Raw genomic sequence first — 23,284 nt, 5'->3', positions numbered from 1 at the left:
GCTTAACCTTATTTGTGGAGGAACAACATGCAAGAAAGAAAATCAAGCCTTCAACAGCTTGACTATACGTTATTGTTTCTAATGTTTGTGTTGATGTGTATTAGTTTACTGGCGATTTATAGCGCGTCTGGCCAGTACAGTGTTGATCCTAGTTATTTTGTGATCAGACAGCTTATCTGGTTTGCTGTAGGTGCTGTTATTATCGTTGGTGTGATGTTTGTTGATTATGATTTCTTTAAAAATCTTACAGTGCCTGTCTATGCGTTTGGGATGCTACTCTTATTAATCGTTGAATTTTTTGGAGTCTATCGGAACGGTGCGCAACGGTGGATTAACTTAGGTGTAGCAGAAATCCAGCCTTCAGAGTTTATGAAGATCTTTTTGATACTTGCTCTCGCGCATTTGTTATATAAGGTAACAACTCACCGTAAAGATACGTCCATACAAGGCGATCTCATGATTCTGCTTAAAATCTTGGCTTTAGGAATTCCGCCGTTTTTCCTAATTCTTAAACAGCCGGATTTGGGGACAGCACTTGTTATTGCAAGTATCATTGGTGTAATGATCTTAATGTCAGGGATTAGATGGCGAATATTAGTTTTTATGTTCGTATTTGTTGTATTTATCCTTTCGATGCTCGTCTGGCTCTATAACGCTCATTTTGATATATTTAATATCTTTATTAAGTCCCATCAGCTTGACCGGATTCTTGGTTGGCTGGATCCTGATGGAGATACATCCGGGATTGGCTATCAATTAAACCTGGCGTTGCAAGGAATTGGCTCGGGTCAGTTTTACGGGAGTGGCTTTATGCAGGGAGTTCAAACTCAAAGTGATACCCTTCCTGAAATCCATACTGACTTTATCTTTGCTGCCATTGGTGAGGAGTTCGGATTCTTTGGAGCGATGGTGCTTCTTGTGACGTATTTCTTATTATTTTACCGAATGATTATGATTGCTCTAACGTGTAATAATTTGTACGGCTCTTATCTTGTAGCTGGAGTTATTGGCTTGCTTGTGTTCCAAGTCTTTCAAAACATCGCAATGACGATTGGTTTAATGCCAATTACAGGGCTTGCCTTACCGTTCATCAGTTACGGGGGGAGTGCATTACTTACGAATATGCTCGCGATGGGAATCATTCTGAATGTAAATATGAGAACAAAGCACTATATGTTTGAAGCGAGAGAATCAGTTGCTGAATAAGGCGACTGGTTCTTTTTTATGAAATAAAAGGAATAAAAGCTGTCCAAAAAAGAGAGGAGTCGATATAATGAAGGGAATTGGAAATTAGGTGGGTTTATTATGTTGAAATCAAAGCTAGATTATAATATGCTATTTCTTCTGTTTCTCTTTATGGTGATTAGTTGTTTTTACATATATGAAGCACAAGAGCTTCAACAATATTCAACAAACTTTATGCTTAGGCAATTGATCTTTTTTATGGCTTTATTTATGCTAGTCATTGCAATGTCGTACATTGATATTGATTATATTAAACAGAGCCATTGGTTTTTATATGGATTTGGTATCATTATTTTAGTAGGTCTTCTCATTGTACCGGATTCATTTGTAAGAGGAGAAGACAATGGAGCGATTCGTTGGTACAACTTGCCTGTAATTGGCTCTTTTCAACCTGCGGAGCTAACAAAGATTTTTTTGATTATTACCTTTGCAAACATTATCAGTAAACATAGAGAAGGGTTTTCAAAATGGAAAAGTGATGTCTGGTTAATCGCCAAAGTTGCTGCTCTATGCTTTCCTATAGCTCTATTATTAATTGAGCAGCCAGACATGGGAACGATTATGCAAATTGCAGCGATTGTTTTATCTGTACTACTCGTATCAAAAGTAAGCTTAAAATGGATTCTTTCAATGATTTTTATTCCTGTTACAGCCATACTCAGCTTTGTGATGGTGTATTTTACACGGATGGATATATTAGAAAAGTATTTCTTTGTTCATCTTGAAGAGTATCAAGTGAGACGTTTCCATGGATGGCTGAACCCAACAGAATATACAGATGAAGCGTTTCAGGTGAATTTAGCGATGAGAGCGGTAGGTTCAGGGCGGTTAAATGGAATTGGGGCAGAGAATAATAATTACTATATTCCTGAAGCGCATACCGACTTTATCTTTGCTATTATTGCACATACGCATGGATTCATCGTGGCGTGTATACTCATTAGTATTTACTTTATACTCTTATATCATATTGTTATGATCGGTTTTCAATCAACAAACCAATTTGATCTGTGTATTTGCGCTGGAGTAGCAGGGTTATTTGCATTTCAAATTTTCCAAAACATCGGAATGAATATTGGATTACTCCCAGTGACAGGATTTTCATTGCCGCTTGTTAGCTATGGAGGAAGTTCACTTTTGACCGCCGGTTTATCACTTGGTTTGGTATTGTGTGTCAAAGCCAATCGAAGAGAATATATGTTTGAAAAGACTGAGGAATTATAGGAAATGAGGCATTAAAAATGAGACTGGACAAGCTTCTCGCTGATGTGGGGTATGGCTCAAGAAAAGAAGTAAAAAAACTCCTGAAATCTGGGGTTGTATCCATTAACCAAGAAGTGAATAAGGATCCGAAAACACAAGTCAATCCGGGTACACAGGAAGTCATTGTTGCAGGTGAGGTTGTTCATTATCAGTCCGAGGTTTATTTAATGTTAAATAAACCTAAAGGGGTCATCTCTGCAACGGAGGATCAGCTACATCGAACGGTGATTGATTTAATAGATGAGAAATGGTCGTCTTACTCCATTTTTCCTGTGGGGCGACTTGATAAAGATACAGAAGGGTTATTGTTGTTAACAACCGATGGTGCTTTTTCACACCGGTTGATGTCCCCAAGACGGCATGTATCAAAGGTGTATCAGGCAAAGGTTGATGGAGTTGTGACAAGCGAAGACATTGAGGCGTTTCGTCTAGGTGTTGAGCTTGATGATGGGTATGTAACGAAGCCTGCTGCGCTCACTATATTGGAATCAAGTGAGATCTCTTACATTGAACTCACGATAACGGAGGGGAAGTTCCATCAAGTAAAGCGTATGTTTAAGGCAAGAGGTAAAACCGTATTAACACTAAAGAGAAAAGCAATTGGTCAGCTTGAACTTGATCATTCACTTGCACCGGGTGAATCAAGAGAACTAACGGAAGAAGAGTTGGCACTTTTTGAATGAAAACCAAAAGAGACCGAGGCACACATCGTTGCCTCGGTCTCTTCATGTAACAGGTCTACTACGAAACCCTTGTTTTTTTGTTAGTTGTACTCCATTTTCCACGTGTGGGGCTTGTCACGAGTTTGTTATACTCTAATACGTTCAAGTCACGTTGGATCGTCCGTTGAGTAATTCCGAACTCTTCAACTAATTCATTCGTCGTGACGGTCCCCCTTTGTTTGATATAGAGGTAAATGGACTTAATACGAGTCAGCATGCGATCAGTTGAAGTTTTCAAAACACCACTCCTTATACATAATCATGACTAGATCCTGTTGCTAAATGTATGCAGTATAAGACTGCATCATGCACGGTTCTTTAATGATTAGTGCGCGTCAGGGACGTGTTGTCTTTCTAAAGTGACGTTAGATCAGATTATCTTTTATCTGTTTAATCTGATGTAACATATACTTCCCTAGACACGTATATTTTACAACGGCTCGTCTAATATATCAAGGATTTTGTTTGTGTATTTTCATGTAATGAAAAAAAGAGCTGTTGAAAAACCGAACATTGTTTACATATGAGCTTCTCAGCTTTATTAAAACAATAGCTGGACCCACTATCTACTCTTGAATATAAGATCTGACCCGTGTAAACAAAACCGAACAATGATTGGGTTTGTTCGGTAATTGTTCACTATGCATCCTTTACTCAAAAGTAAATAAGTCAGTTGAAAGATATCGTTCACCAGTATCACACGCAATAGCGACAACCGTATCTTTGGGACTTAATCGTTTAGCCACTTCTAAGGCTGCAAAGCAAGCAGCTCCTGAAGAAGGACCAACTAATATGCCTTCTTCACGTGCAAGTGCTCGTGTCACACGATACGCATCTTCATCCTTGATTTTTAAGATCTCATTGTACACTTCTGTATTTAAAATGGGAGGGATAAACCCTGGGCTTGTCCCTACTAATTTATGAGGACCAGGCTTCCCGCCTGAAAGAACTGGTGAGCCTGCTGGTTCAACCACATGAATGGACACATCAGGGTACAACTCTTTTAATTCCTCTCCTGTTCCGGTCACGGTTCCACCTGTTCCAGAGGCAGCAACAAATGCCGAAAGCTTTCGATCAACCTGATCCAACGATCGTTTAATTTCATGAGCTGTTGTTTTTCGGTGCGCATCTGGATTTGAAGGATTCTCAAACTGCATTGGCATAAAGCTATTTGGGATTTCCTTTACTAGTTCATGTGCTTTTTCAATTGCACCTGGCATTTTCTTTTCTCCATCTGTCAGAACAACCTTTGCCCCGTAAGCTTTTAATAAATTGATTCGTTCCTGTGACATGGTGTCTGGCATAACGAGAATTGATTTGTAGCCTCTTGCAGCTGCATTCATTGCGATGCCGATGCCCGTATTGCCGCTTGTTGGTTCAATGATCGTTGAATTTGAATGTAATAAACCACTTTTCTCTGCTTCAACAATCATATTATAGGCGGCTCTATCTTTTACTGACCCGCTGGGGTTTTGCAATTCCATTTTCAAGTAGACGGCGGCTCCATTAATGTCTGCCACACGTTGTAAGCGAACGAGAGGAGTATTTCCGATCAGTTCTGCTATATTGTTGTATACGTTCATGCTTCCACTCCTTTTGAATCAATGACTGGTATTAGTTTATCATAAGACTTAGGATTCTATAATGAATGAGTCCTTTGCGAAAAATTCTGCATGAAAGTAGGGTATATTCCTTGGATGATCATTTTTTTATTGCATTACCTTTACCGAAAGAATTAAAACAACATCTTAAGGAACAACTTAGAAAAGCGTGGAACGAAAAAAGTTTTCAGAAATGGGTTCATGAGGAGGACTATCACATCACGCTTGTCTTTTTAGGAGCAGTCTCAATCGATCAAAGGCAGGAGATAGTACATAAACTGAGGGAACAGTCCATTCATTGGCCGTCTATAACGTTGAGGTTGGATCAGATGGGGACGTTTGGATCAACTGACATCCCACGTATTTATTGGGTAGGGGTTCAAGAGAATCTTGATTTAAGAAACGTGCAGAAGGACATACATACGATTGTTGCTTCTACTGGTGTTCAAGTGGACGGTCGACCGTATACACCACATATTACGGTTGCTCGAAAGTGGACCGAAGAAACGAATTATGAAGCTAAACACGTGACCTTAACCGATAAACCATTTACAATCTCACATGTGGATTTGTTTCAATCCTACCCAAAGCTTGAACCAAAGTATAAGCCGATCCACACATTTCATCTAGGACGTGTTGACACATGAGAATCATAGCTCGAATGGCATTACACCTGCTCATATTGAGTGGGTTTTATCTTTTAGGTCTCGCTTTACAATCGTGGTTATCCATTCCGTTCCCAGGCAGTCTGATTGGTATGCTCCTGTTGTTAGTCTGTTTAATGAGTGGGCTCATTCCTAGTGGCTTTGTTGATCAAGGAGCTTCTTTTTTACTTAAGCATCTTTCATTATTGTTCATTCCGATCATTGCCGGGATTGTTGCATTCCCTATTCTTTTTACTAAGCATGGATTTATATTAATTCTTATTACAATGTTCAGCACATTGATGATTATTATCGTATCTGGACTTGTTAGCCAATCTTTTGCACGAAAACAAGAAAGGAATACCTAATGATTAATCTGTTACTTATGACGAGCTTAACTCTCCTTTGTTATGTTGGAGGAAGATGGATTTATCGACTATTCCCAAATCCGTTATTACTACCAGTAATTACAGCAACAGTACTATTGTTATTTGTTTTATTTTTGTTTGATATATCGTATGAAACGTACATAGATGGAGCTGGGTGGCTTGAGTATGTAATTGGAATCGCCGTTGTGGCATTAGCTTATCCGTTATACAGACAACTAGCTATACTAAAAAAATACCGGGTTTCGTTATTTGTTGGAACTGCCATTGGATCAATGATCGGAGTGTTTAGCACATTCTTACTAACGAGCTTACTAGGCGTAGATCAAGGGACGATCGCTTCGCTTTTACCAAAATCGGTTACAACAGCAGTTGCTATTGATCTGGCTGAAACGGCAGGTGGTGAATCCTCTCTTGCTGCTATTTTTGTGACAGTGGCTGGAGTGACTGGAACCATTCTTTATCCACTGATCTGCAAATGGTTTCGAATTGAGCATGTAGTTGGTCGTGGGGTTGCTGTAGGGAGTGCTTCACACGCAATTGGAACAGCAAAAGCACTGGAATTTAGTGAGGAAGAAGGGGCTGTTAGTTCAGTAGCGATGACTTTATGTGCCATCATGGTCTCCATTCTTATTCCCGTTGTGGCTATGATCTGGTTTTAAGTCATTGAAATCTTCGGTGCTCCTGTTCAGTAATGTGATAAACTAAATGAAAACGAAGCTAGCGAGTGTGCTGAGTCGCAAGCAGTCAACAGGAGGCGGAGCTGTGGCTCACATTATTCGTATTTCTGATTATACATCACGATATCAAACGGACATTCAACGATATTCTAGCCAATTCACTCGTATGAAAAAGGAACGCTGGCATTACATGCAAGAATCTTGGAAAAGGGAATTCGCTGAAACCGTTCGACTCGAATACGAAGAATTGACGGAATCCTCAGCAATAGCTGAAGTTTGGTCAAAAGCTGTGAATAAGGTTCGAAACTGGACCACAAGGGGACATGAACAAAAGAACGAGAAAGAAAGAGAGCATGAAGCATTTCAACAAACAAAGCAACTGTTTCGAGATGAAATCTTTGAGAAGCAACTACTTTGGGCTGGTGTTCCCGACGCGGAATTGTTGAATCAGGATCAAATGATAGATTGGAAGCAAGATCAATGGTTGAAGCAGCTTGGTATCGAGCTACCTGACAATTGCTTTTTGTTTTACAAGCCCGTTCTTTATGTGAAAAAAGCTGAAATCGAGCTAGATACAGTATTAATTACACCCACCGAGATCATATGCCTTACACGTTTAGACGGGGAGGCATTAAGTGTGTTTGAAGTAAACTCTGATCGTTATTGGATTGAATACGTAAATCAAGAAAGACGTAAGCGACTTAGTCCAATACCTGCTCTTGAGAGAATGGAACGAGTCATTGGAAACATTCTCTCTCAACATGATCGGAGTATGCCGGTTCGGAGCATTGTGATTGCAGCAAACTCGATTATTGATCATAGGACGATCGGGATGAAAGTGGATTTTCTAGACAAGCGTTCGTTTTCTGATTGGAAATCAAAGCTTGTCCATTCAAACATTCCATTAAAACATCAACAAGTAAAGGCTTGTGAAACGCTACTTCAGTATTGTGAGAGTAGAGAGTCTATCGAACGAAATTCAGCCGAACTGGAGATGTTCTCGTGAGATAGCATTGAAAGAGTGGGCTAGTCATCGTATAATAGGGAACTGGTTAAATAAGTGTTCGTGAGAGAGATAGTGACTGTCCACGCAATAGTACGAGAGGAGAGTAGGTTTAGATGAGGACGGGAAGCAATCTTCTAAGCCAAGTACGTCCTGAGGACTTCACTTGGTACCTTCGTCAAGTTCCGAATTGGATAGGAAACAAAGAATATATGATCGAACTTGAAGGAATTGATGGTTGTGTAAGTTTCGGAGAGACCATCAGAGAAGCGAAGAAAGGTTTGTATGAAGCACTTCATCTCTGGCTTAAGCGATACGGGGAAGAAGCCCTACCTGCTGCTCAGAGCGAAGGTGCACAATTGATTCACCTTTTACCTGAAATGACGGATGTTGAGGTACAGTATATAAACGAAGAGCTGCAAAAGCTAATTTAATAATAAAAAAACTGATTCCAGATGTGGAATCAGTTTTTTTATTAGGAAAAGACTATAGTTTTGTTTCCATGTATAATCACGCGGTCCTCATGATGCCAGTTAACCGCTCGGGCTAGAGCGATCCGTTCAACATTTCTTCCGGCCACTTTAAGCTCTGCGCTTGAATAGCGATGGTTTACACGCATAATATCCTGTTCAATAATTGGACCTTCATCCAAGTCGTCCGTTACATAATGAGCGGTAGCGCCGATTAGTTTTACACCACGTTCAAATGCCTTTGCATATGGGTTTGCGCCAATAAATGCAGGTAGAAATGAGTGATGGATGTTAATAATCTTTTTTGGGAATTCCTGAACAAAAGTGGGCGAGAGAATTTGCATATAACGAGCTAGCACAACAAAGTCAGCGTCATGATGTTTGATTAAATCAATGGCTTTTTTCTCTGCTTCCTGCTTACGTCCTTTTTCAACGGCGATATGCACAAATGGGATGCCATATCCTTCGACTTCTTCTTTTTGATCTGGGTGGTTACTAATAACAAGCGGAATATCGACATGTAATTCGCCTGCTTTCCATTTCCAAAGGAGCTCTAGTAAACAATGGTTTTCCTTTGATACAAAAATAACCATTTTCTTTTTACGAGTCGCTCGTTCCATTCGCCAGTCAAAATCAAACGCAGATGCGATTTCTACAAAACGTTCTTTTATCTGGTCGAACTGATCGTTTGTTGAAGACCAATCAAACTCAATTCGCATGAAAAACATTCCGCCCTCTGGATCGGTTGTATATTGGTCCGACTGAACGATATTTGCTCCTTGCTTTTGTAAGAAGCTTGAGATAGATGCGACAATTCCAGGTTGGTCAAGGCACGCAACCAACAGACGTCCTCTATTAGTAGGTAAAGATTGGATCATGATGTTCCCTCCACAATATGAATAGCACCTTACAAAAATAAGCGCATGATCGATTCTCTTTATACATAGGCTTGCTACAGTAAGTCATTTTACTTACCATTCCTCTAACATTTATTAATATGTAAGATCAGATCATATTGCAACTTAAACGGGAAGGAGCTTTTCTTATTGAAGCAAACGACATGCCCTACTGTCAATTCTCTTTTTATAGAGGCTGAGTTAATTCATATGCAGGTGGTCCGAGTTGTTTGTAGTAGAAGGCTCACTACACAGGAGCAAGAGAGGCTCATTATCATGGCGGGTGAAAATGAAATTCCCTTTACGGTTCAACGTCAGGAAAATGCATGTTTAATCTTGTGCTTACTCCATCCATTTCCATTTGGCTCACTTTGTTTAGTAGGATTCCAAGATATACACGTTCCGTTACTGATCAAGGATGTTGTTCGTTCAGCTGAATTTGATCAGCTCTTTTACTACAGAGGTAATGACTTAGGTCTGGACTATACAATGGAAAGATCCATTTTTACAGTCTGGACACCTACAGCTTATCTTCTAGAACTTTTTTTATTCAAAAATTGGTATGAGGGTCCCGCGGAAAGGCATTCGTTCATACGCGAAGAAAGTGGCGTTTGGAGGTGTGAACTCTCAGGAGATTATAATGAGTATTGGTATCAATATAGAGTGTGTAACCCTGGAAAACAGCCAGAATATATTGTTGATCCCTATGCTAAATACGTATCCATTAATGGACAAAAAGCCATGATTGGTAGCTTAAACCCACTTGCCAATCAACGGTCTCTCGAAGCACTACCTAAAGAACAGTCTATTCTCTATGAGGTGCACGTTCGTGATTTCTCGATCGCAAATACGAGTGACATAAAAGGGAAGGCTACGTATAAAGGGATGGTTGAAAAAGGTACGTTAACGGAAGATGGATTTACAACGGGATTGGATTATGTAAAGCAATTAGGCATTACCCATGTTCAAATCATGCCGGTTCAAGAATTTCAAACAGTTGATGAGAGCAATCAGTTTAAGTCCTATAATTGGGGATACGATACGACTCATTTTTTTGCAATTGAGGGTAGTTATTCAAAGGATCCATATCACGGGCTTCATCGAGTCCAGGAGCTAAGAGAGACGATTAATGAATTTCATAAGCAAGGGTTAAGAGTGATCTTGGATGTCATTTATAATCATGTATATGTCTGGGAGGAATCTACTCTTGAAAAATTGGTTCCCGGTTATTATTTTAGACATGATTCAAATGGAGTGATCAGTAACGGAACGGGTGTGGGAAATGATCTTGCTACAGAGAGACAAATGGTGCGAAAGTTAGTGGTAGAATCAATTCGCTATCTCGTTACTGAATATAACGTTGACGGTTTACGTTTTGATTTGATGGGAATTCTTGATATCCAAACGATGAATATGATCGCTGATATCTGCAACGAATATAAAGAGGGCTTTTTTCTCTTAGGAGAGGGGTGGAGCATGCAAACGGCTTATTCCCCTTATAAGCTGGCTACGATTGAGCAGGCAGATCAGCTGCCTTATTTTTCTTTCTTTGATGATCAGTGTAGAGATGCATTAAAGGGTTCCATTTTTTCGTTACAAGACAAAGGGTTTGGGCAAAAAGGGAACCAATCAGAGAGGTTAAAAGATGTGTTGAGTGGGGGACCGAAGCGATTTCATTCTCCTACTCAAGCCATTCACTATGTCGAAGTGCATGATAACCAAACATTATGGGACCGTTTGGTAAAGTTGTATCCAGATGAAGGGCAAGCAACCATTCAGCGACGTCATATGCTTTTAACCAGTATGATTTTGCTTTCGCAGGGGATTCCTTTTTTACATGCTGGACAAGAATTTTGCCGTACCAAGTTTGGAGTTGAGAACAGCTATGCTCATTCTGATTGGATCAATCAAATGGATTGGAATCGGCGTTCAAGGTATCACTCCTATGTCAGCTATGTAACAGGGTTACTTTTAATTAGAAAAACGTACACAGGTTTTCAATTAAGCACCTTTGAACAAATTCATATGCAAATGAATTGGATCGAATGGAAATCAGATTTTATCGCTTATCAATTAGATCATCCTTCAAAAAAACGTTCTTACTCTCAAAAAATGCTTGTTTTTCATAATGGCAGCCTTCAACGGAAAACGCTGAATTGTAAAGTTTCAGGTATCTGGCAAGTTTGCGTTGACGAAAAAGCTGCTTCTTTGGTACCATTGTATTCACTGCGTGGAGAAGAGATAGAAATCTCTCCGCTTTCTACACTGGTTTGTATCCAGTAGTGTAAGTAGAGCTAGACAACGAAGCAGCTCTGCTTATTTTCGTTGATTTTTACAAACGTTCTTGGTTCATTAGCTCAAATGCGATATAATTATAAGAATGTGACCGATATATTTGAAAAGTAGAGGAAATTGAAGGTGAATGGGTTGGAAATGTTTTTAGGAGATGGCTGGGAGGTTCAACCGGCCGGAGGTGCAACAGGAGAAGCATATGTAGCCCGGCGAGGTGACCATCAGGTCTTTTTGAAACGAAATTCATCACCTTTTCTAGCGGTTCTTTCAGCTGAAGGCATAGTCCCAAAGCTGTTATGGACAAGACGCTTAGAGAATGGCGATGTCATTACGGCTCAAAGATGGGTTGAAGGAAAAGAACTAAAGGCCTATCAAATGATGGATAGCCAGGTGGCCAATCTACTCTCTACCATTCATGGATCGAGCGAATTACTTGATATGTTTAAGAGGATTGGTAATGAACCTCTCATTCCTGAAGTCATGTTGGAGAATTTGCGTATTCAAACCGAATTAACAGGGTTGAACATAGATACGATTCAAGAAGGAATGACCTACCTCAGTAGGGAAATTGAAAAAGTAGTCAACTTTCCTAGTGTGGTGTGCCATTGTGATATCAACCATAATAATTGGATGGTTGATGATGAGACGAATAACTTGTATCTGATCGACTGGGACGGGGCAATGGTTGCGGACCCGGCATTAGATATCGGGTTGCTATTGTACTCATACATTGCAGAACAAAATTGGGAAGAATGGTTACATAACTATGGTATCCAGCTTGATCAATCCCTGAGAGACCGGATGCACTGGTATGTGGTTGCTCAGACCATTACGTTAATTACATGGCACTATGAAAGAGGACAACCTGAAGAGGCCAAAAGGTTTGAAGAATATTTGACTACGCTTCTATAATATAAGAAGCTCATCCACTAATCTGGATGAGCTTTTGTTATGAGTGTTATTTCCTGAGAAATGACGAGGATTATGTCGTTTGGTCGATTGAAAGTGAAGTTACCCAGCCTGACACATCATTCGTAAAAGGACGATTATCAAGCTGATGTTGCTCTTGAATCTGCTCTAGGGTTTGCAACAAGGATGGATCTAAGTTTGGATCTCTTGATAAAGACTGAACAAGTCGATCAATTTGGTGCGCTTCTCCATCTGTCATGTACTGTTCTGTGGATTGACTTTGAAGAAGATCGCACAGTAGTTGTAATTTATGAGAATTTGAGAGGGTCATTTTGTTGACTCCTTTTTAAATGGTTTGGTGTTAATGTCACCATTTCTGCGGTTATTATACAAAAGTAGGAGGATAAGAAATGAGATTAAGACATAAGCCTTGGGCGTCTGATGAATTAAAAAAACGTGATCATATTGTTATTCAAAACCCAAAGGAAATGGCGGGGAATTGGAAACGAACGTTTGGAGATTTTGATGAAATTCATGTTGAAGTAGGCACGGGAAAAGGGAAGTTCTTAGCTGGTATGGCTGAACTCCATCCAAACGTTTTATACATTGGTGTAGAAAAATATCAAAGTGTTTTATATACCGCCATGGAGCGTGTGGAAGAAGCCGAGCTTAAAAATGTGAAGCTGCTTAGCCAAGATGTTGCCGACTTAGCAGAATTCTTTGCTCCTGGGGAAGTAGATCGGTTTTATATCAACTTCACGGATCCTTGGCCAAAATCTCGCCATGAGAAAAGAAGACTAACATATAAATCATTTTTAGCTTTATATGAAAATCTCCTGGTAAAGCAGGGAGAGGTTCATTTTAAAACCGATAATCAAGGGTTATTTGAATATTCCTTACACAGCTTCTCGTTGTACGGGATGATCTTAAATCAAGTGAGCTTGAACCTTCATGAGAGCGGAATTGAAGGAAATGTCATGACCGAGTATGAAGAGAAATTCTCAAAAAAACAAATGCGTATCTATCGGTGCGAAGCAAAGTTCAGAAACTAAAAAGAAATCCGAGAAAGGGAGCCTTTCTTGGATTTCTTTTTGTTAGGACTGAATCAATTCTAACAGTGTGCCATTCTTGGTTTCGACAATAAACTCAAATTGAACCGTACCATCTGGCGTGGACGTAGACATTCCACCGCGATAAACCTCGTATTGAAGACCATAACGTTCAACTGTTTCAGGGTTCATGTGAATCCATGATCCACTAATCGTATGCTGTGTTGCAGCTGTTGCTTTCGCTTTCTTTAAAGCTTTTTCTGGAGAAATTCGTTCCTTTGAAATAGTAGGACGAAGAAAATATCCCAGAGCAAAGCCAATGCCTAATCCAAATGAGAGCTTTTTCAAAATCAATCATTCCTTTCATAAGTAATCCGTCTATGTCTTATGTGTAGTACGATTGGATGATCTAATCATACCAGTAGTTAAAATTCTGTGCAAAGTTTGTCCATCGGAGAGAAAGATACGTTTTTTGTTAACGTAAGAAAGTAGCAATTTGAAATAAGATTCGATACACTAAGAGTATTGCACAACAATACATACAAAGATCAGTTATTCGTAGAAAGTGAGGAGAAATTCATGAACCAAGAAACGTTATCTTTATTCAAAACGTTAACAGAACTCCAAGGAGCATCTGGATTTGAACACGAAGTTCGCCAGTTTGTTCGTAAGGAGTTATCAACGTACACAGATGAGATTGTACAAGATCGTTTAGGTAGTATTTTCGGTGTGAAGCGAGGAAATGAAGAGGGTCCAACTGTAATGGTTGCAGGACATATGGACGAAGTTGGATTTATGGTTACCTCTATTAATGACAAGGGACTAATTAAGTTCCAAACACTTGGTGGATGGTGGAGTCAGGTACTACTCGCACAGCGCGTGCAAATTATGACGGATCAAGGCCCGATTATTGGTGTGATTGGTTCAACGCCACCTCATTTGCTCGAGGAAAGCCAACGCAGTAAGCCAATGCCTCTTGCGCAAATGTACATTGATATAGGTGCTGATAATAAAGAGGATGCTATGAAGCTCGGTGTGATGCCAGGACAACAAATTGTGCCTGTTAGTGAATTTACCCCACTCGCTAATCCTAAGAAGATCTTAGCGAAAGCATGGGATAATCGTTACGGTGTTGGGCTCGCCATTGAATTACTGAAAGAACTTCAAGGGGAGGAGATCCCAAATATTCTTTATTCCGGTGCAACAGTTCAAGAGGAAGTTGGCTTGCGCGGGGCTCAAACGGCTGCACAAATGATTAACCCAGATTTGTTCTATGCACTTGATGCAAGTCCTGCGAATGATGCTACAGGTGGAGCGGATGCATTTGGTCATTTAGGAAAAGGTGCACTTCTACGTATTTTTGACCGGACCATGATTACACATAAAGGAATGCGTGAGTTTGTGCTAGATACAGCTGAATCAAACAACATTCCATACCAATACTTTATTTCTCCAGGTGGAACCGATGCAGGAAGAGTTCATTTGGTCAATGAAGGGGTTCCATCAGCAGTAGTGGGGATTTGTTCACGTTATATTCATACATCAGGCTCCATCATTCATGTAGATGACTATGCAGCAGCAAAGGAACTATTAATCAAGCTAGTGAAAACTTCAGACAAATCAACGTTTGAATCGCTTATTGGTCACTCTTTATGAGTCTAGAGAGTACAAGCCAATTAATTGTTGCCATCGGAACAAAGAATCCAGCAAAGGTTCATGCGGTAAAAGAAACATTGTTAAGTGAACCGATCACATTTGTTTCCGTAGAGGTTCCGTCAGGTGTGAGTTGCCAACCTTTTTCTGATGACGAAACAAGACTTGGTGCACTAAATCGTGCGAAGGCAGCTTTAGTTGATACTGACGCTGATTTAGCAATCGGACTTGAAGGTGGTGTCAGTGAAACGGATACTGGCGCTCTAATGTTATGTAATTGGGGAGTTCTTGTTGATAAAAAAGGGAGTACCTGGGAAGCGAGTGGACTAAGAATCCCAGTTCCAACGGATGTCAGTGATGAGCTTTTAAAGGGTCAAGAGCTCGGAACAATTATGAATGAACGTGCGAATGAGGAAGGAACAAATACAAGAGAAGGAGCTGTTGGTGCTTTTACATTAAACCGGATCTCACGTAAAGAGATGTTCAGTCACATTGTAAAGGCTCTATACGGTCAATATCTTGTAGAACAACTAAATAAATAAAAAAAGGCGAGCTTTCCATATGAATGGAGAGCTCGTCCTTTTTTATTCCTGCTCAAAAATATACGAAAGCGCAGAGATTGCTTGTTCTGGTGTTTCTACGACAACTTGTGCTTTATTCGATAATTCCTTCAACGCATGATGAAGTTTTTCTGGACGGATTAAGATTAATGGTTTACCTAATGCAACGGCTGTAGAAGCATCCATTGCCGTATTCCATTGGCGATAGGTTTCGCTGAATAGCGCAACCACCACATCAGCCTTTTGCAGAAGGACCTGGGTTCGTAAATTATTAATGCTAGAAGCGGCTTCATCTTTTAACACAGCGTTCGGTTGTTCACCCAAAATTTCTTCACCGATATGATCAGAACGATCATGATGTTCCATAGGATGGTAAAACGTAATCGGTAGATCAGATGCTAACTGTTTAATGGTTTCTCTCCATGAGCTATGAATTTCTCCTGCAAGATAAACGTTTAATTCCATGAATAGACACTCCTTTATGAGATGGGTAGTTAAAGTATACGAGTTTCACTTGTCAAAAACAAAACATCTCTCTTTTTAACAAGTGTCTTGTCAGGTGTAATAGTTAAGAGTATGATGGGATGGGTAGATGACAGGAGGAGAAACCGTGAACGCTTTTTTAAAGAAAAAAGGGGTTAAGCTTCATTGGCGTGTTTATTTTATTGATGCAATGGGGCAAATGGCTATAGGATTTTTTGCAACATTAATTATTGGACTTATTCTAAGTACGGCAGGGGAACAGTTTGGCATGGAAAGTCTCATACGAATCGGAGACTTGGCAATGTCGATGATGGGGCCAGCAATTGGCGCAGCCATTGCTCTTGGGCTTAAAGCACCTAGACTCGTTGTCCTTTCTGCGGTAGTGGCAGGAGCTGCCGGAGCAGAGTTTGGTGGCGTATCTGGGAGTTTTGTTGCTTCGGTTATAGCAGTTGAGTTGGGGAAGCTGATCAGTGGTGAAACAAAAATGGATATTATTCTTGTTCCCTTTGTAACGGTGATTAGCGGATATGTAGTTGGGTTCTTTGCAGGTCCAGGTGTGCAAACAACTATGACTACATTAGGAAATGCCATTATGTGGGCGGGGGAACAGCAGCCGCTTATCATGTGTATCGTTGTAGCAACTGTGATGGGGCTTATAATCACTGGCCCAACGTCAAGCGCTGCGCTTGGAATGGTCTTAGAGCTTGAAGGACCGATTGCCGGGGCCGCGACGATAGGCTGCGCAGCTCAAATGATTGGGTTTGCCGTCAGCGGATTTAGAGACAATCGCTTTTCTGGACTGATTCCTTTAGGACTTGGGACCTCGATGCTTCTTCTTCCGAAGGTGATTCAGAAGCCGATTATTATCATTCCTCCTCTAATAGCCGGCGCAATTTTAGCACCAATCGGAGTGATTGTATTTGGGATAACCAATATTCCTGCTGGAGCCGGAATGGGCACAAGTGGATTGGTTGGACCGATTATGACATTTAGAGATATGGGCTTCCATTCATCAAGTGTAATCGCTGTTCTGATCTTTTATTTTATAGCCCCAGCATTTCTTAGTTTACTTTTCTCGGAATTGATGAGGAAAATGGGTTATATTAGAGATGGAGATATGAAAATCTACACTTTATCTAAAGAAAGCTGAGGAGATTTAAGATGGAACATGTAAAAGACTTAGAACACTTTAAAAAAATTAGTGAGAATGAAACAGCAGTATTTATGTTTTCAGCAGATTGGTGCCCCGACTGTCGCGTAATCGAGCCGTTTCTTCCAATAGTGGAAGCTGACTTTCCGACCTTTCATTTCTATTATGTAGATCGCGATCAATTTATTGATCTATGTGGAGAGCTAAGTATTTTTGGAATTCCAAGCTTCCTAGCCTATGCAAACGGACAAGAAATTCATCGCTTTGTAAGCAAGGACCGCAAAACACAAGAAGAAATCGAGAAATTCTTAACTGAAGCCGAAGCGAAAAGCGTGTAATTAAGAAATACCTCTTTGGGTCAAATCCTAAAGAGGTATTTTTTATGAATGCATTAAGATACGGTTTCGTTGGAATGTTGCCATACACATGGTAAAATCGGTAAAGACTACAATGGATCGCTTACCGATTGGTAGGAAGGAAGAATTAGATATGAATATGCAGGAATTTAGAAAGAAGATTGAAGCTCAGCTTGAGCATCCAGAATGGAATATCAAATACAATCAAAAAGAAGCCACACTTAGAATAGAAGATACGGTAACAAACAAGGGAGTCACTCTCTCGTTACGCCCGTTACTCGCAAAATGGGAACGTGAAGAGTATGCAGGTGTGGATGAAGCTGTACGCTATGTGAAAGTTGGACTTGAGTCGATGCGTCAACAAGTCAATATAAAGGGGAACGAGTCTCGCATTTATCCTGTGATTCGTGCGGCCTCATTTCCTGAGGAATCAAAAGACGGCAAGAAGCTTGTTTTCCATGAGCATACAGCTGAGACAAGAGTGTATTATGCACTTGATTTAGGTCAATCCTATACGCTCATTGATCATTCACTATTAGAACAAAGCGGAATGACATCAGAGTCTTTGAGAGAGATGGCGCTGTTTAATTTACGCTCACTTCCACAGTCCTTTAAACAACAGGAGGTAGCAGGAAATACCTTTTACTTTATGAACGCAAAAGACGGGTATGAAGCGAGTCGAATTCTTGATCCTTCTCTGATTGAAGAAATGGGTAAAAAGGTGCAAGGCGAATTAGGCATTGCGATTCCACATCAAGACGCTTTATTTTTTGTCGATCTTGTAAATGATACAGGGTACGACGTGATGGCACAAACGACTTTGACCTTTTTTGGACAAGGCAGAGTACCAGTCACAGCCCTTCCATTTTTAATGGGGGACAATGGGATTGAACCCGTGTTTATCATGGCACAAAAAAAACCTAAAGGCCCATCAAACTAAAAAGTAGCTGTGTTATACTAGAAACGAGAAAAAAGATAAAGGAGCACCTTCATGAACGTATTTTATAATCTTAAAGGGATAGGCGACACATTGCTAATTTCTCTTTCAAATAACGAAGTAGCAGAACAATCTTATGAGCGCACTGGAAACATTGCGAGAATTTATGACGTGCATTCAAACAAAACAATTGGATATAACGTGTTTAACGCGTCTGCTTTTGGGGTAATAGAGGATTCGGGAGTTGTTGAGTTAACTGATTCAATGAAGTCACTGGTTCAGAGTGCTTTTTCAAAAGAAGGGATGACCTTTTCATTTGACGGTGCAGATCAACCGACATTTGTTGTTGGGTATGTGACCTCTAAAGAAAAGCATCCTAACGCAGATAAGCTAGGGATTTGCCAAGTGGATGTAGGTAATGAAACCTTACAAATCGTCTGTGGTGCTCCTAATGTAGAAGCAGGTCAAAAGGTTGTTGTTGCTTTAGTAGGAGCAGTTATGCCAAGTGGTCTACAAATTAAACAAGCCTCTCTGCGTGGCGTAGAGTCAAATGGAATGATTTGCTCAGCCAAAGAGCTTAATCTTCCTGATGCGCCTGAAGAAAAAGGGATTCTAGTCCTTGAAGACTCGCATGAAGCGGGTCAACCGTTTACAAGATAAAAATTACAGCAGCCTAAAATGAAAAAGGCTGGTTTAGCAATAGGTCTCCTAAAGCAGCCTTTGTGCATGTGATAAAGTGATCTTACTGCTGCCGGCTTTTTTCTGTTCCGAGGAGCTTAGTGGTTAGAAAGCAGGTGAATGAAAGCGTGGAACCATTGAACCGTTTTCAAAAATGGATCCAACAAACATTCTTTGGATCAGAGCATGATAGAGAAACAGAAGAAAAAGAGACAACTGAAACGCGTTCAAACAAAATTGAACGGAAACCTAACTATTCCTCTTATCAAGAACCTTCAGATCACACGCCCCGGATTACATATCAATATGCAAAGTCAAGTGGTGTAAGATTTCCTGAAGAGATGGAAGAACAGGCTAAGGAAATGATGAACGATCGAAAAGTGGATGAAACGAAATGGGAAAAGAAGGTTAAAGCCGAAACAGCTCAACCAAAGGGTTCACAGCGAGTTCAATATCCTGATCAGGAAGAAGTGCTCGAAGAAAAGAAAGAACGGGTTAAATTTAATAATCCTGACTTTAAACCAACGTCTATTCCTTCTCCTATTCATGGATTCAGGAAGGTTACACCTAGTCAGCGAACACAGTTAACGTTACATAACACTGATGACGCGCATCAAGGTGAGGCTCGCGTTACAGGCTCGTGGTTAAGAGAACGGCAAGAGCTTAATAAACGGCTAGAGGACTCAGTGTTTGAGAAACTGCGAAGACCTGTGCCCTCTTTGTCTGAATGGAACAACGAACCTGAACAAATAGATGTAGTCGAAGACATTCAAGTGCATGATGTGGTACCGGTGGAAACAGATCAAGGTCAAGTAGAAACGTATATGGATATTCCTGCACCTAATGAATTGGCTGTCTCCGGTTCGGATGCACATGATGAATACGACCTTATTAAAGAGCAAGCACCTCAGGAAGATGCTATCAGTCAGAACGATCAAACGGTTGAGGTACATAATGTACCTGTACTTGATGAGGTAGACATATTGCCAAAACCTGAGCCGGAAACGGTAGATTCTCACGAGGTTCAAATGGATGAGAGTGCTGTTGAGGTAGTTGTGGAAGAACCAATAATCGATGATAGCGATCTTTCTAATGAGAGCAGCACGCTGTCTTCACAAACGGTTGAGGTTGAACCAGTAGAAGAGACAGAAGTAACGGAACCAGAACAAGTTGTCACTGCACCGATTAAAACAACAGCCGAAGAGCAAGGTAAACCGAAATCAACTAGTAAACCTTCTATTCCGTTTAATGTACTAATGATGCCTAAGGATAAACAAGTTCAACCGGCTCAGAAGATAAAACAAGATTCAAACGACTCCTACCAAAAACCAGGTATCCAGCTACTACGTTATCCGGAAGCCAAACGAGCGACGGACACTGAATGGCTTGAAGAGCAAGCAATGTTACTTGAGGAAACATTGCAAAGTTTTCATGTTGATGCAAAGGTTGTTCATACAACGATGGGGCCATCTGTGACAAGGTATGAAATTCAGCCCGCTAGAGGGGTCAAAGTAAATAAAGTAACAAACTTATCAGATGATATTAAAATGGCTCTTTCTGCTAAGGAAATTAGAATTGAAGCACCGATCCCTGGTAAGAACACGATTGGAATTGAGGTTCCGAACCTTCATCCTGAAGCGGTTTGGTTACGAGAGATTCTTAGACGTGATGTGTTTATCAAACCGGACTCACCAATGACTGTTGCATTGGGATTAGATATATCAGGTCAGCCGATCGTGACAGATCTACGCAAAATGCCACATGGTTTAGTGGCTGGAGCAACGGGTTCTGGTAAAAGTGTCTGTATTAATTCAATTCTAATAAGTCTCTTATATAAAGCCAATCCGGATGAGGTGAAACTTCTTCTTGTTGACCCGAAAATGGTTGAGCTTGCTCCATATAATGATGTTCCTCATCTAGTTGCACCGGTTATTACGGATGCAAAGCAAGCAACCATTGCGTTGAAATGGGTTGTTGGTGAGATGGAACGTAGATATGAACAATTTAGCCAAAAAGGCGTCCGTGATGTAGGCAGATATAATGAGTTATATTCAGATAATCCAAGCAAACCAGCCATGCCTTACATACTGGTTGTGATTGATGAACTCGCTGATCTTATGATGGTAGCACCACAAGACGTGGAAGATTCGATTTGTCGTATTGCTCAAAAAGCTCGAGCCTGTGGAATTCACTTATTGGTGGCAACACAACGACCTTCAGTTGACGTCATCACGGGGTTAATCAAAGCAAACATTCCAACTCGAATTGCTTTCTCCGTTTCTTCTCAAACGGATTCCAGAACGATTCTTGATATGAACGGGGCCGAGCGGTTACTTGGGCGCGGTGATATGCTGTTCAACGAAAATGGTTCTCCAAAGCCTGTTCGTGTTCAAGGGACGTTTGTAACGGATGAAGAAATTGAAGATGTTATTGCGCATGTGAAAAAGCAACGAAAGCCGGAGTTTTTACTAGATACGGAACAAATGCAAAAAACAGTGGAACAGACAGAGCAGGAAGATGAGCTCTTTGAAGAAGCATGTTATCATGTGATTAATCAAGGGAATGCTTCAGCATCCAATTTGCAAAGAAGATTCCGAATTGGGTATAACCGTGCCGCAAGATTAATCGATATGCTTGAAGCAAGGGGTGTTATCACAGGAGCAATGGGGAGTAAACCTAGACAGGTTCTCATTGATGAAATGTCTGTCGATAAAGTTCTTGGATACACTGACTAAGAAGCCACTTGTCTAAACACCTCTAATTCTATATCATAGGGAGGGGCGTCAGATACAAGTGAGCTAAGGTTGTCAGACGCGTATTACAAGCATGAAACATATACTAAGAGATAAAAGCTAATGAGACAAAATAGATGATTAATAAAAAATGAATGAACGCTTTCTCTTGTTTTCCGACTGTATCGAGAATGAGATTTAGCGGGGAGGTTTACCATATGAGCGATTTTCACTTTGTTGGGATTAAAGGGTCAGGAATGAGTGCTCTTGCTCAAATCCTGCATGACATGAATTATACTGTGCAAGGTTCGGATGTAGAAAAGACGTTTTTTACTCAGAAACCACTTGAGAGAAAAGGAATTCCACTTTTATCTTTTGATAAGGCGAATATTAAAGAAAATCAAAAGGTCATCGTGTCAGCTGCCTATAATGAAGACCATATTGAGCTTCAGGAAGCTGCAGCAAAGGGCATTAAAGTGGAGCAATATCCAACATTTCTTGGTCAGTTTATTAACCAATTTACGAGTGTAGCTGTAACTGGCTCACACGGAAAAACATCCACAACTGGCTTACTTTCTCACATGCTTGGATCTGTTTATCCTGTTTCTTACTTAATAGGTGATGGGACAGGAAGAGGGGAAGAGGACTCAAAGTATTTTGTGTTTGAAGCGTGTGAATACAGACGACACTTCCTTAACTACAAGCCTGATTATTGTGTGATGACCAACATTGATTTTGATCATCCGGACTATTTTAAAGACGTTGAAGATGTATTTGACGCATTCCAAGAAATGGCTAAGCAAGTGAATAAAGCAATTATCGCTTGTGGTGATGATGAATACTTGCAACGAATTCATGCTAATGTACCTGTAGTCTATTATGGCTTTAAAGATCATAACGATTTTCAAGCGCATAACGTACAAAGTGGAGAACATGGAACGACCTTTGATGTGTTTGTACGTAACAGCTTGTATGGAACCTTTACAATCCCTGGATTTGGCAACCACAGCGTACTAAATGCATTAGCTGTGATTGCTATTTGTCATTACGAAGGAGTGTCGGCTGATGATCTTGCTGCCCATCTTCAAACGTTTGACGGGGTTAAACGTCGTTTCAGTGAAAAAGAAATTGGCGCGCAGGTGTTAATTGATGATTACGCTCATCATCCTACTGAAATTTCCGTTACAATTGAAGCAGCAAGAAAGAAATATCCAGATCATGAAGTCGTGGCTATATTCCAACCACATACGTTTACTCGGACAAAGACGTTTCTTGATGAATTTGCGCAGGCACTTTCAAAGGCGGATTCTGTGTATCTATGTGATATCTTTGGATCAGCAAGAGAAGATAAAGGGAATTTGACTATTGGCCATCTGCAAGAGCTTATTCCACAATCGCATGTTTTAAAAGAACAAGATGTCTCAGTTCTTGGTAAACATTCAAACAGCGTGCTTCTTTTTATGGGTGCTGGAGATATTCAAAAGTTCCAAAAGAATTATGAGAATCTAGTGAAGCAGTAAGAGGAAAACGAATGATTGGTTTAGAAAGACAAATGATTCTTCTTTAGTGAAGTGA

25 protein-coding genes are annotated in these 23,284 nt (G+C 40.4%); 19 read left to right on the top strand and 6 right to left on the bottom strand.

Annotated features, from left to right (window positions below):
• Positions 1–27 precede the first annotated feature (27 nt).
• From rodA to ACQKKO_RS12475, 3 genes are all read left to right on the top strand, one after another.
• Entirely contained in the window at positions 28–1,206 is a 1,179-nt protein-coding gene (rodA, locus tag ACQKKO_RS12485; RefSeq protein WP_498647643.1) for a rod shape-determining protein RodA, read from the top strand.
• 99 nt (positions 1,207–1,305) lie between these two features.
• Positions 1,306–2,469: an FtsW/RodA/SpoVE family cell cycle protein gene (locus ACQKKO_RS12480; RefSeq protein ID WP_498647641.1), complete on the top strand. Its 1,164-nt coding sequence runs from the start codon at positions 1,306–1,308 to the stop codon at positions 2,467–2,469.
• A gap of 17 nt (positions 2,470–2,486) precedes the next feature.
• The gene (locus ACQKKO_RS12475) at positions 2,487–3,191 is read left to right on the top strand and encodes a pseudouridine synthase (protein WP_498647638.1); all 705 of its coding nucleotides are present in this window, start codon (positions 2,487–2,489) and stop codon (positions 3,189–3,191) included.
• Between the two features lie 58 nt (positions 3,192–3,249).
• Here ACQKKO_RS12475 and ACQKKO_RS12470 read toward each other — a convergent pair whose 3' ends face one another.
• Together ACQKKO_RS12470 and cysK are read right to left on the bottom strand one after the other, a co-directional pair.
• Positions 3,250–3,468 (bottom strand): DeoR family transcriptional regulator, encoded by a 219-nt coding sequence (locus tag ACQKKO_RS12470; RefSeq protein WP_143846456.1) that lies wholly within the window; start codon positions 3,466–3,468, stop codon positions 3,250–3,252.
• A gap of 412 nt (positions 3,469–3,880) precedes the next feature.
• Complete coding sequence (gene cysK, locus ACQKKO_RS12465; protein WP_498647635.1) at positions 3,881–4,813, bottom strand: cysteine synthase A; 933 nt, start codon at positions 4,811–4,813, stop codon at positions 3,881–3,883.
• 110 nt (positions 4,814–4,923) lie between these two features.
• Here cysK and thpR point away from each other — a divergent pair, with 110 nt between their 5' ends.
• The 5 genes from thpR to ACQKKO_RS12440 all read left to right on the top strand — a co-directional run bounded on the left by thpR (position 4,924) and on the right by ACQKKO_RS12440 (position 7,978).
• Positions 4,924–5,478, top strand: coding sequence for an RNA 2',3'-cyclic phosphodiesterase (gene thpR, locus ACQKKO_RS12460; protein WP_498647633.1), 555 nt, complete (start codon positions 4,924–4,926; stop codon positions 5,476–5,478).
• On the top strand, positions 5,475–5,843 hold the full coding sequence (locus tag ACQKKO_RS12455; protein ID WP_498647631.1) for a CidA/LrgA family protein: 369 nt from the start codon (positions 5,475–5,477) through the stop codon (positions 5,841–5,843). The genes thpR and ACQKKO_RS12455 overlap by 4 nt, the downstream gene beginning before the upstream one ends.
• Positions 5,843–6,523 (top strand): LrgB family protein, encoded by a 681-nt coding sequence (locus ACQKKO_RS12450; RefSeq protein WP_498647629.1) that lies wholly within the window; start codon positions 5,843–5,845, stop codon positions 6,521–6,523. The genes ACQKKO_RS12455 and ACQKKO_RS12450 overlap by 1 nt, the downstream gene beginning before the upstream one ends.
• A gap of 46 nt (positions 6,524–6,569) precedes the next feature.
• Positions 6,570–7,547: a nuclease-related domain-containing protein gene (locus tag ACQKKO_RS12445; protein WP_498647627.1), complete on the top strand. Its 978-nt coding sequence runs from the start codon at positions 6,570–6,572 to the stop codon at positions 7,545–7,547.
• Positions 7,548–7,660: 113 nt separating this feature from the next.
• Positions 7,661–7,978 (top strand): type II toxin-antitoxin system HicB family antitoxin, encoded by a 318-nt coding sequence (locus tag ACQKKO_RS12440; protein ID WP_498647625.1) that lies wholly within the window; start codon positions 7,661–7,663, stop codon positions 7,976–7,978.
• Between the two features lie 41 nt (positions 7,979–8,019).
• Here ACQKKO_RS12440 and purU read toward each other — a convergent pair whose 3' ends face one another.
• Entirely contained in the window at positions 8,020–8,892 is an 873-nt protein-coding gene (gene purU, locus ACQKKO_RS12435) for a formyltetrahydrofolate deformylase (protein WP_498647623.1), read from the bottom strand.
• A 168-nt stretch (positions 8,893–9,060) separates the two neighbouring features.
• Here purU and pulA point away from each other — a divergent pair, with 168 nt between their 5' ends.
• Positions 9,061–11,193 carry a type I pullulanase gene (pulA, locus tag ACQKKO_RS12430; protein WP_498647621.1) on the top strand — a complete coding sequence of 711 codons (2,133 nt, stop codon included), beginning with the start codon at positions 9,061–9,063 and terminating at the stop codon, positions 11,191–11,193.
• A gap of 144 nt (positions 11,194–11,337) precedes the next feature.
• On the top strand, positions 11,338–12,114 hold the full coding sequence (locus ACQKKO_RS12425; RefSeq protein WP_498647872.1) for a phosphotransferase: 777 nt from the start codon (positions 11,338–11,340) through the stop codon (positions 12,112–12,114).
• Positions 12,115–12,184: 70 nt separating this feature from the next.
• On the opposite strand, the gene ACQKKO_RS12420 is transcribed toward ACQKKO_RS12425, so the two are convergent.
• Positions 12,185–12,442, bottom strand: coding sequence for a YtzH-like family protein (locus tag ACQKKO_RS12420; RefSeq protein ID WP_498647619.1), 258 nt, complete (start codon positions 12,440–12,442; stop codon positions 12,185–12,187).
• Positions 12,443–12,521: 79 nt separating this feature from the next.
• On the opposite strand from ACQKKO_RS12420, the gene trmB reads away from it, so the two are divergent.
• A complete protein-coding gene (trmB, locus tag ACQKKO_RS12415) occupies positions 12,522–13,163 on the top strand; it encodes a tRNA (guanosine(46)-N7)-methyltransferase TrmB (RefSeq protein WP_498647617.1) in 642 nt (213 codons plus the stop codon).
• 42 nt (positions 13,164–13,205) lie between these two features.
• Here trmB and ACQKKO_RS12410 read toward each other — a convergent pair whose 3' ends face one another.
• Positions 13,206–13,508 (bottom strand): hypothetical protein, encoded by a 303-nt coding sequence (locus ACQKKO_RS12410; RefSeq protein WP_498647615.1) that lies wholly within the window; start codon positions 13,506–13,508, stop codon positions 13,206–13,208.
• Positions 13,509–13,739: 231 nt separating this feature from the next.
• On the opposite strand from ACQKKO_RS12410, the gene ACQKKO_RS12405 reads away from it, so the two are divergent.
• Positions 13,740–14,816, top strand: a complete 1,077-nt coding sequence (locus ACQKKO_RS12405) for a M42 family metallopeptidase (RefSeq protein ID WP_498647613.1) — start codon at positions 13,740–13,742, stop codon at positions 14,814–14,816.
• Complete coding sequence (locus tag ACQKKO_RS12400) at positions 14,813–15,355, top strand: DUF84 family protein (protein WP_498647611.1); 543 nt, start codon at positions 14,813–14,815, stop codon at positions 15,353–15,355. The genes ACQKKO_RS12405 and ACQKKO_RS12400 overlap by 4 nt, the downstream gene beginning before the upstream one ends.
• A 42-nt stretch (positions 15,356–15,397) precedes the next feature.
• On the opposite strand, the gene ACQKKO_RS12395 is transcribed toward ACQKKO_RS12400, so the two are convergent.
• Positions 15,398–15,838 carry a YtoQ family protein gene (locus ACQKKO_RS12395; RefSeq protein WP_498647609.1) on the bottom strand — a complete coding sequence of 147 codons (441 nt, stop codon included), beginning with the start codon at positions 15,836–15,838 and terminating at the stop codon, positions 15,398–15,400.
• 145 nt (positions 15,839–15,983) lie between these two features.
• Between ACQKKO_RS12395 and ACQKKO_RS12390 the strand changes: the two genes are divergently transcribed.
• From ACQKKO_RS12390 to murC, 6 genes are all read left to right on the top strand, one after another.
• The gene (locus ACQKKO_RS12390) at positions 15,984–17,006 is read left to right on the top strand and encodes a PTS sugar transporter subunit IIC (protein WP_498647607.1); all 1,023 of its coding nucleotides are present in this window, start codon (positions 15,984–15,986) and stop codon (positions 17,004–17,006) included.
• An 11-nt stretch (positions 17,007–17,017) separates the two neighbouring features.
• Positions 17,018–17,344, top strand: coding sequence for a thioredoxin family protein (locus ACQKKO_RS12385; protein WP_498647605.1), 327 nt, complete (start codon positions 17,018–17,020; stop codon positions 17,342–17,344).
• A gap of 88 nt (positions 17,345–17,432) precedes the next feature.
• Positions 17,433–18,302, top strand: coding sequence for a DUF1444 domain-containing protein (locus tag ACQKKO_RS12380; protein ID WP_498647603.1), 870 nt, complete (start codon positions 17,433–17,435; stop codon positions 18,300–18,302).
• A 51-nt stretch (positions 18,303–18,353) separates the two neighbouring features.
• Positions 18,354–18,959, top strand: coding sequence for a YtpR family tRNA-binding protein (gene ytpR / locus ACQKKO_RS12375; protein ID WP_498647601.1), 606 nt, complete (start codon positions 18,354–18,356; stop codon positions 18,957–18,959).
• Positions 18,960–19,105: 146 nt separating this feature from the next.
• The gene (locus ACQKKO_RS12370; protein WP_498647599.1) at positions 19,106–21,712 is read left to right on the top strand and encodes a DNA translocase FtsK; all 2,607 of its coding nucleotides are present in this window, start codon (positions 19,106–19,108) and stop codon (positions 21,710–21,712) included.
• Positions 21,713–21,927: 215 nt separating this feature from the next.
• On the top strand, positions 21,928–23,229 hold the full coding sequence (gene murC, locus ACQKKO_RS12365) for a UDP-N-acetylmuramate--L-alanine ligase (protein WP_498647597.1): 1,302 nt from the start codon (positions 21,928–21,930) through the stop codon (positions 23,227–23,229).
• Positions 23,230–23,284 lie beyond the last annotated feature (55 nt).

It is taken from the genome of Alkalihalobacillus sp. NPDC127517 (assembly GCF_050276055.1).
Lineage (GTDB): Bacteria > Bacillota > Bacilli > Bacillales > Bacillaceae_D > Alkalicoccobacillus.
This window is presented reverse-complemented; position numbering and strand designations above follow the sequence as displayed.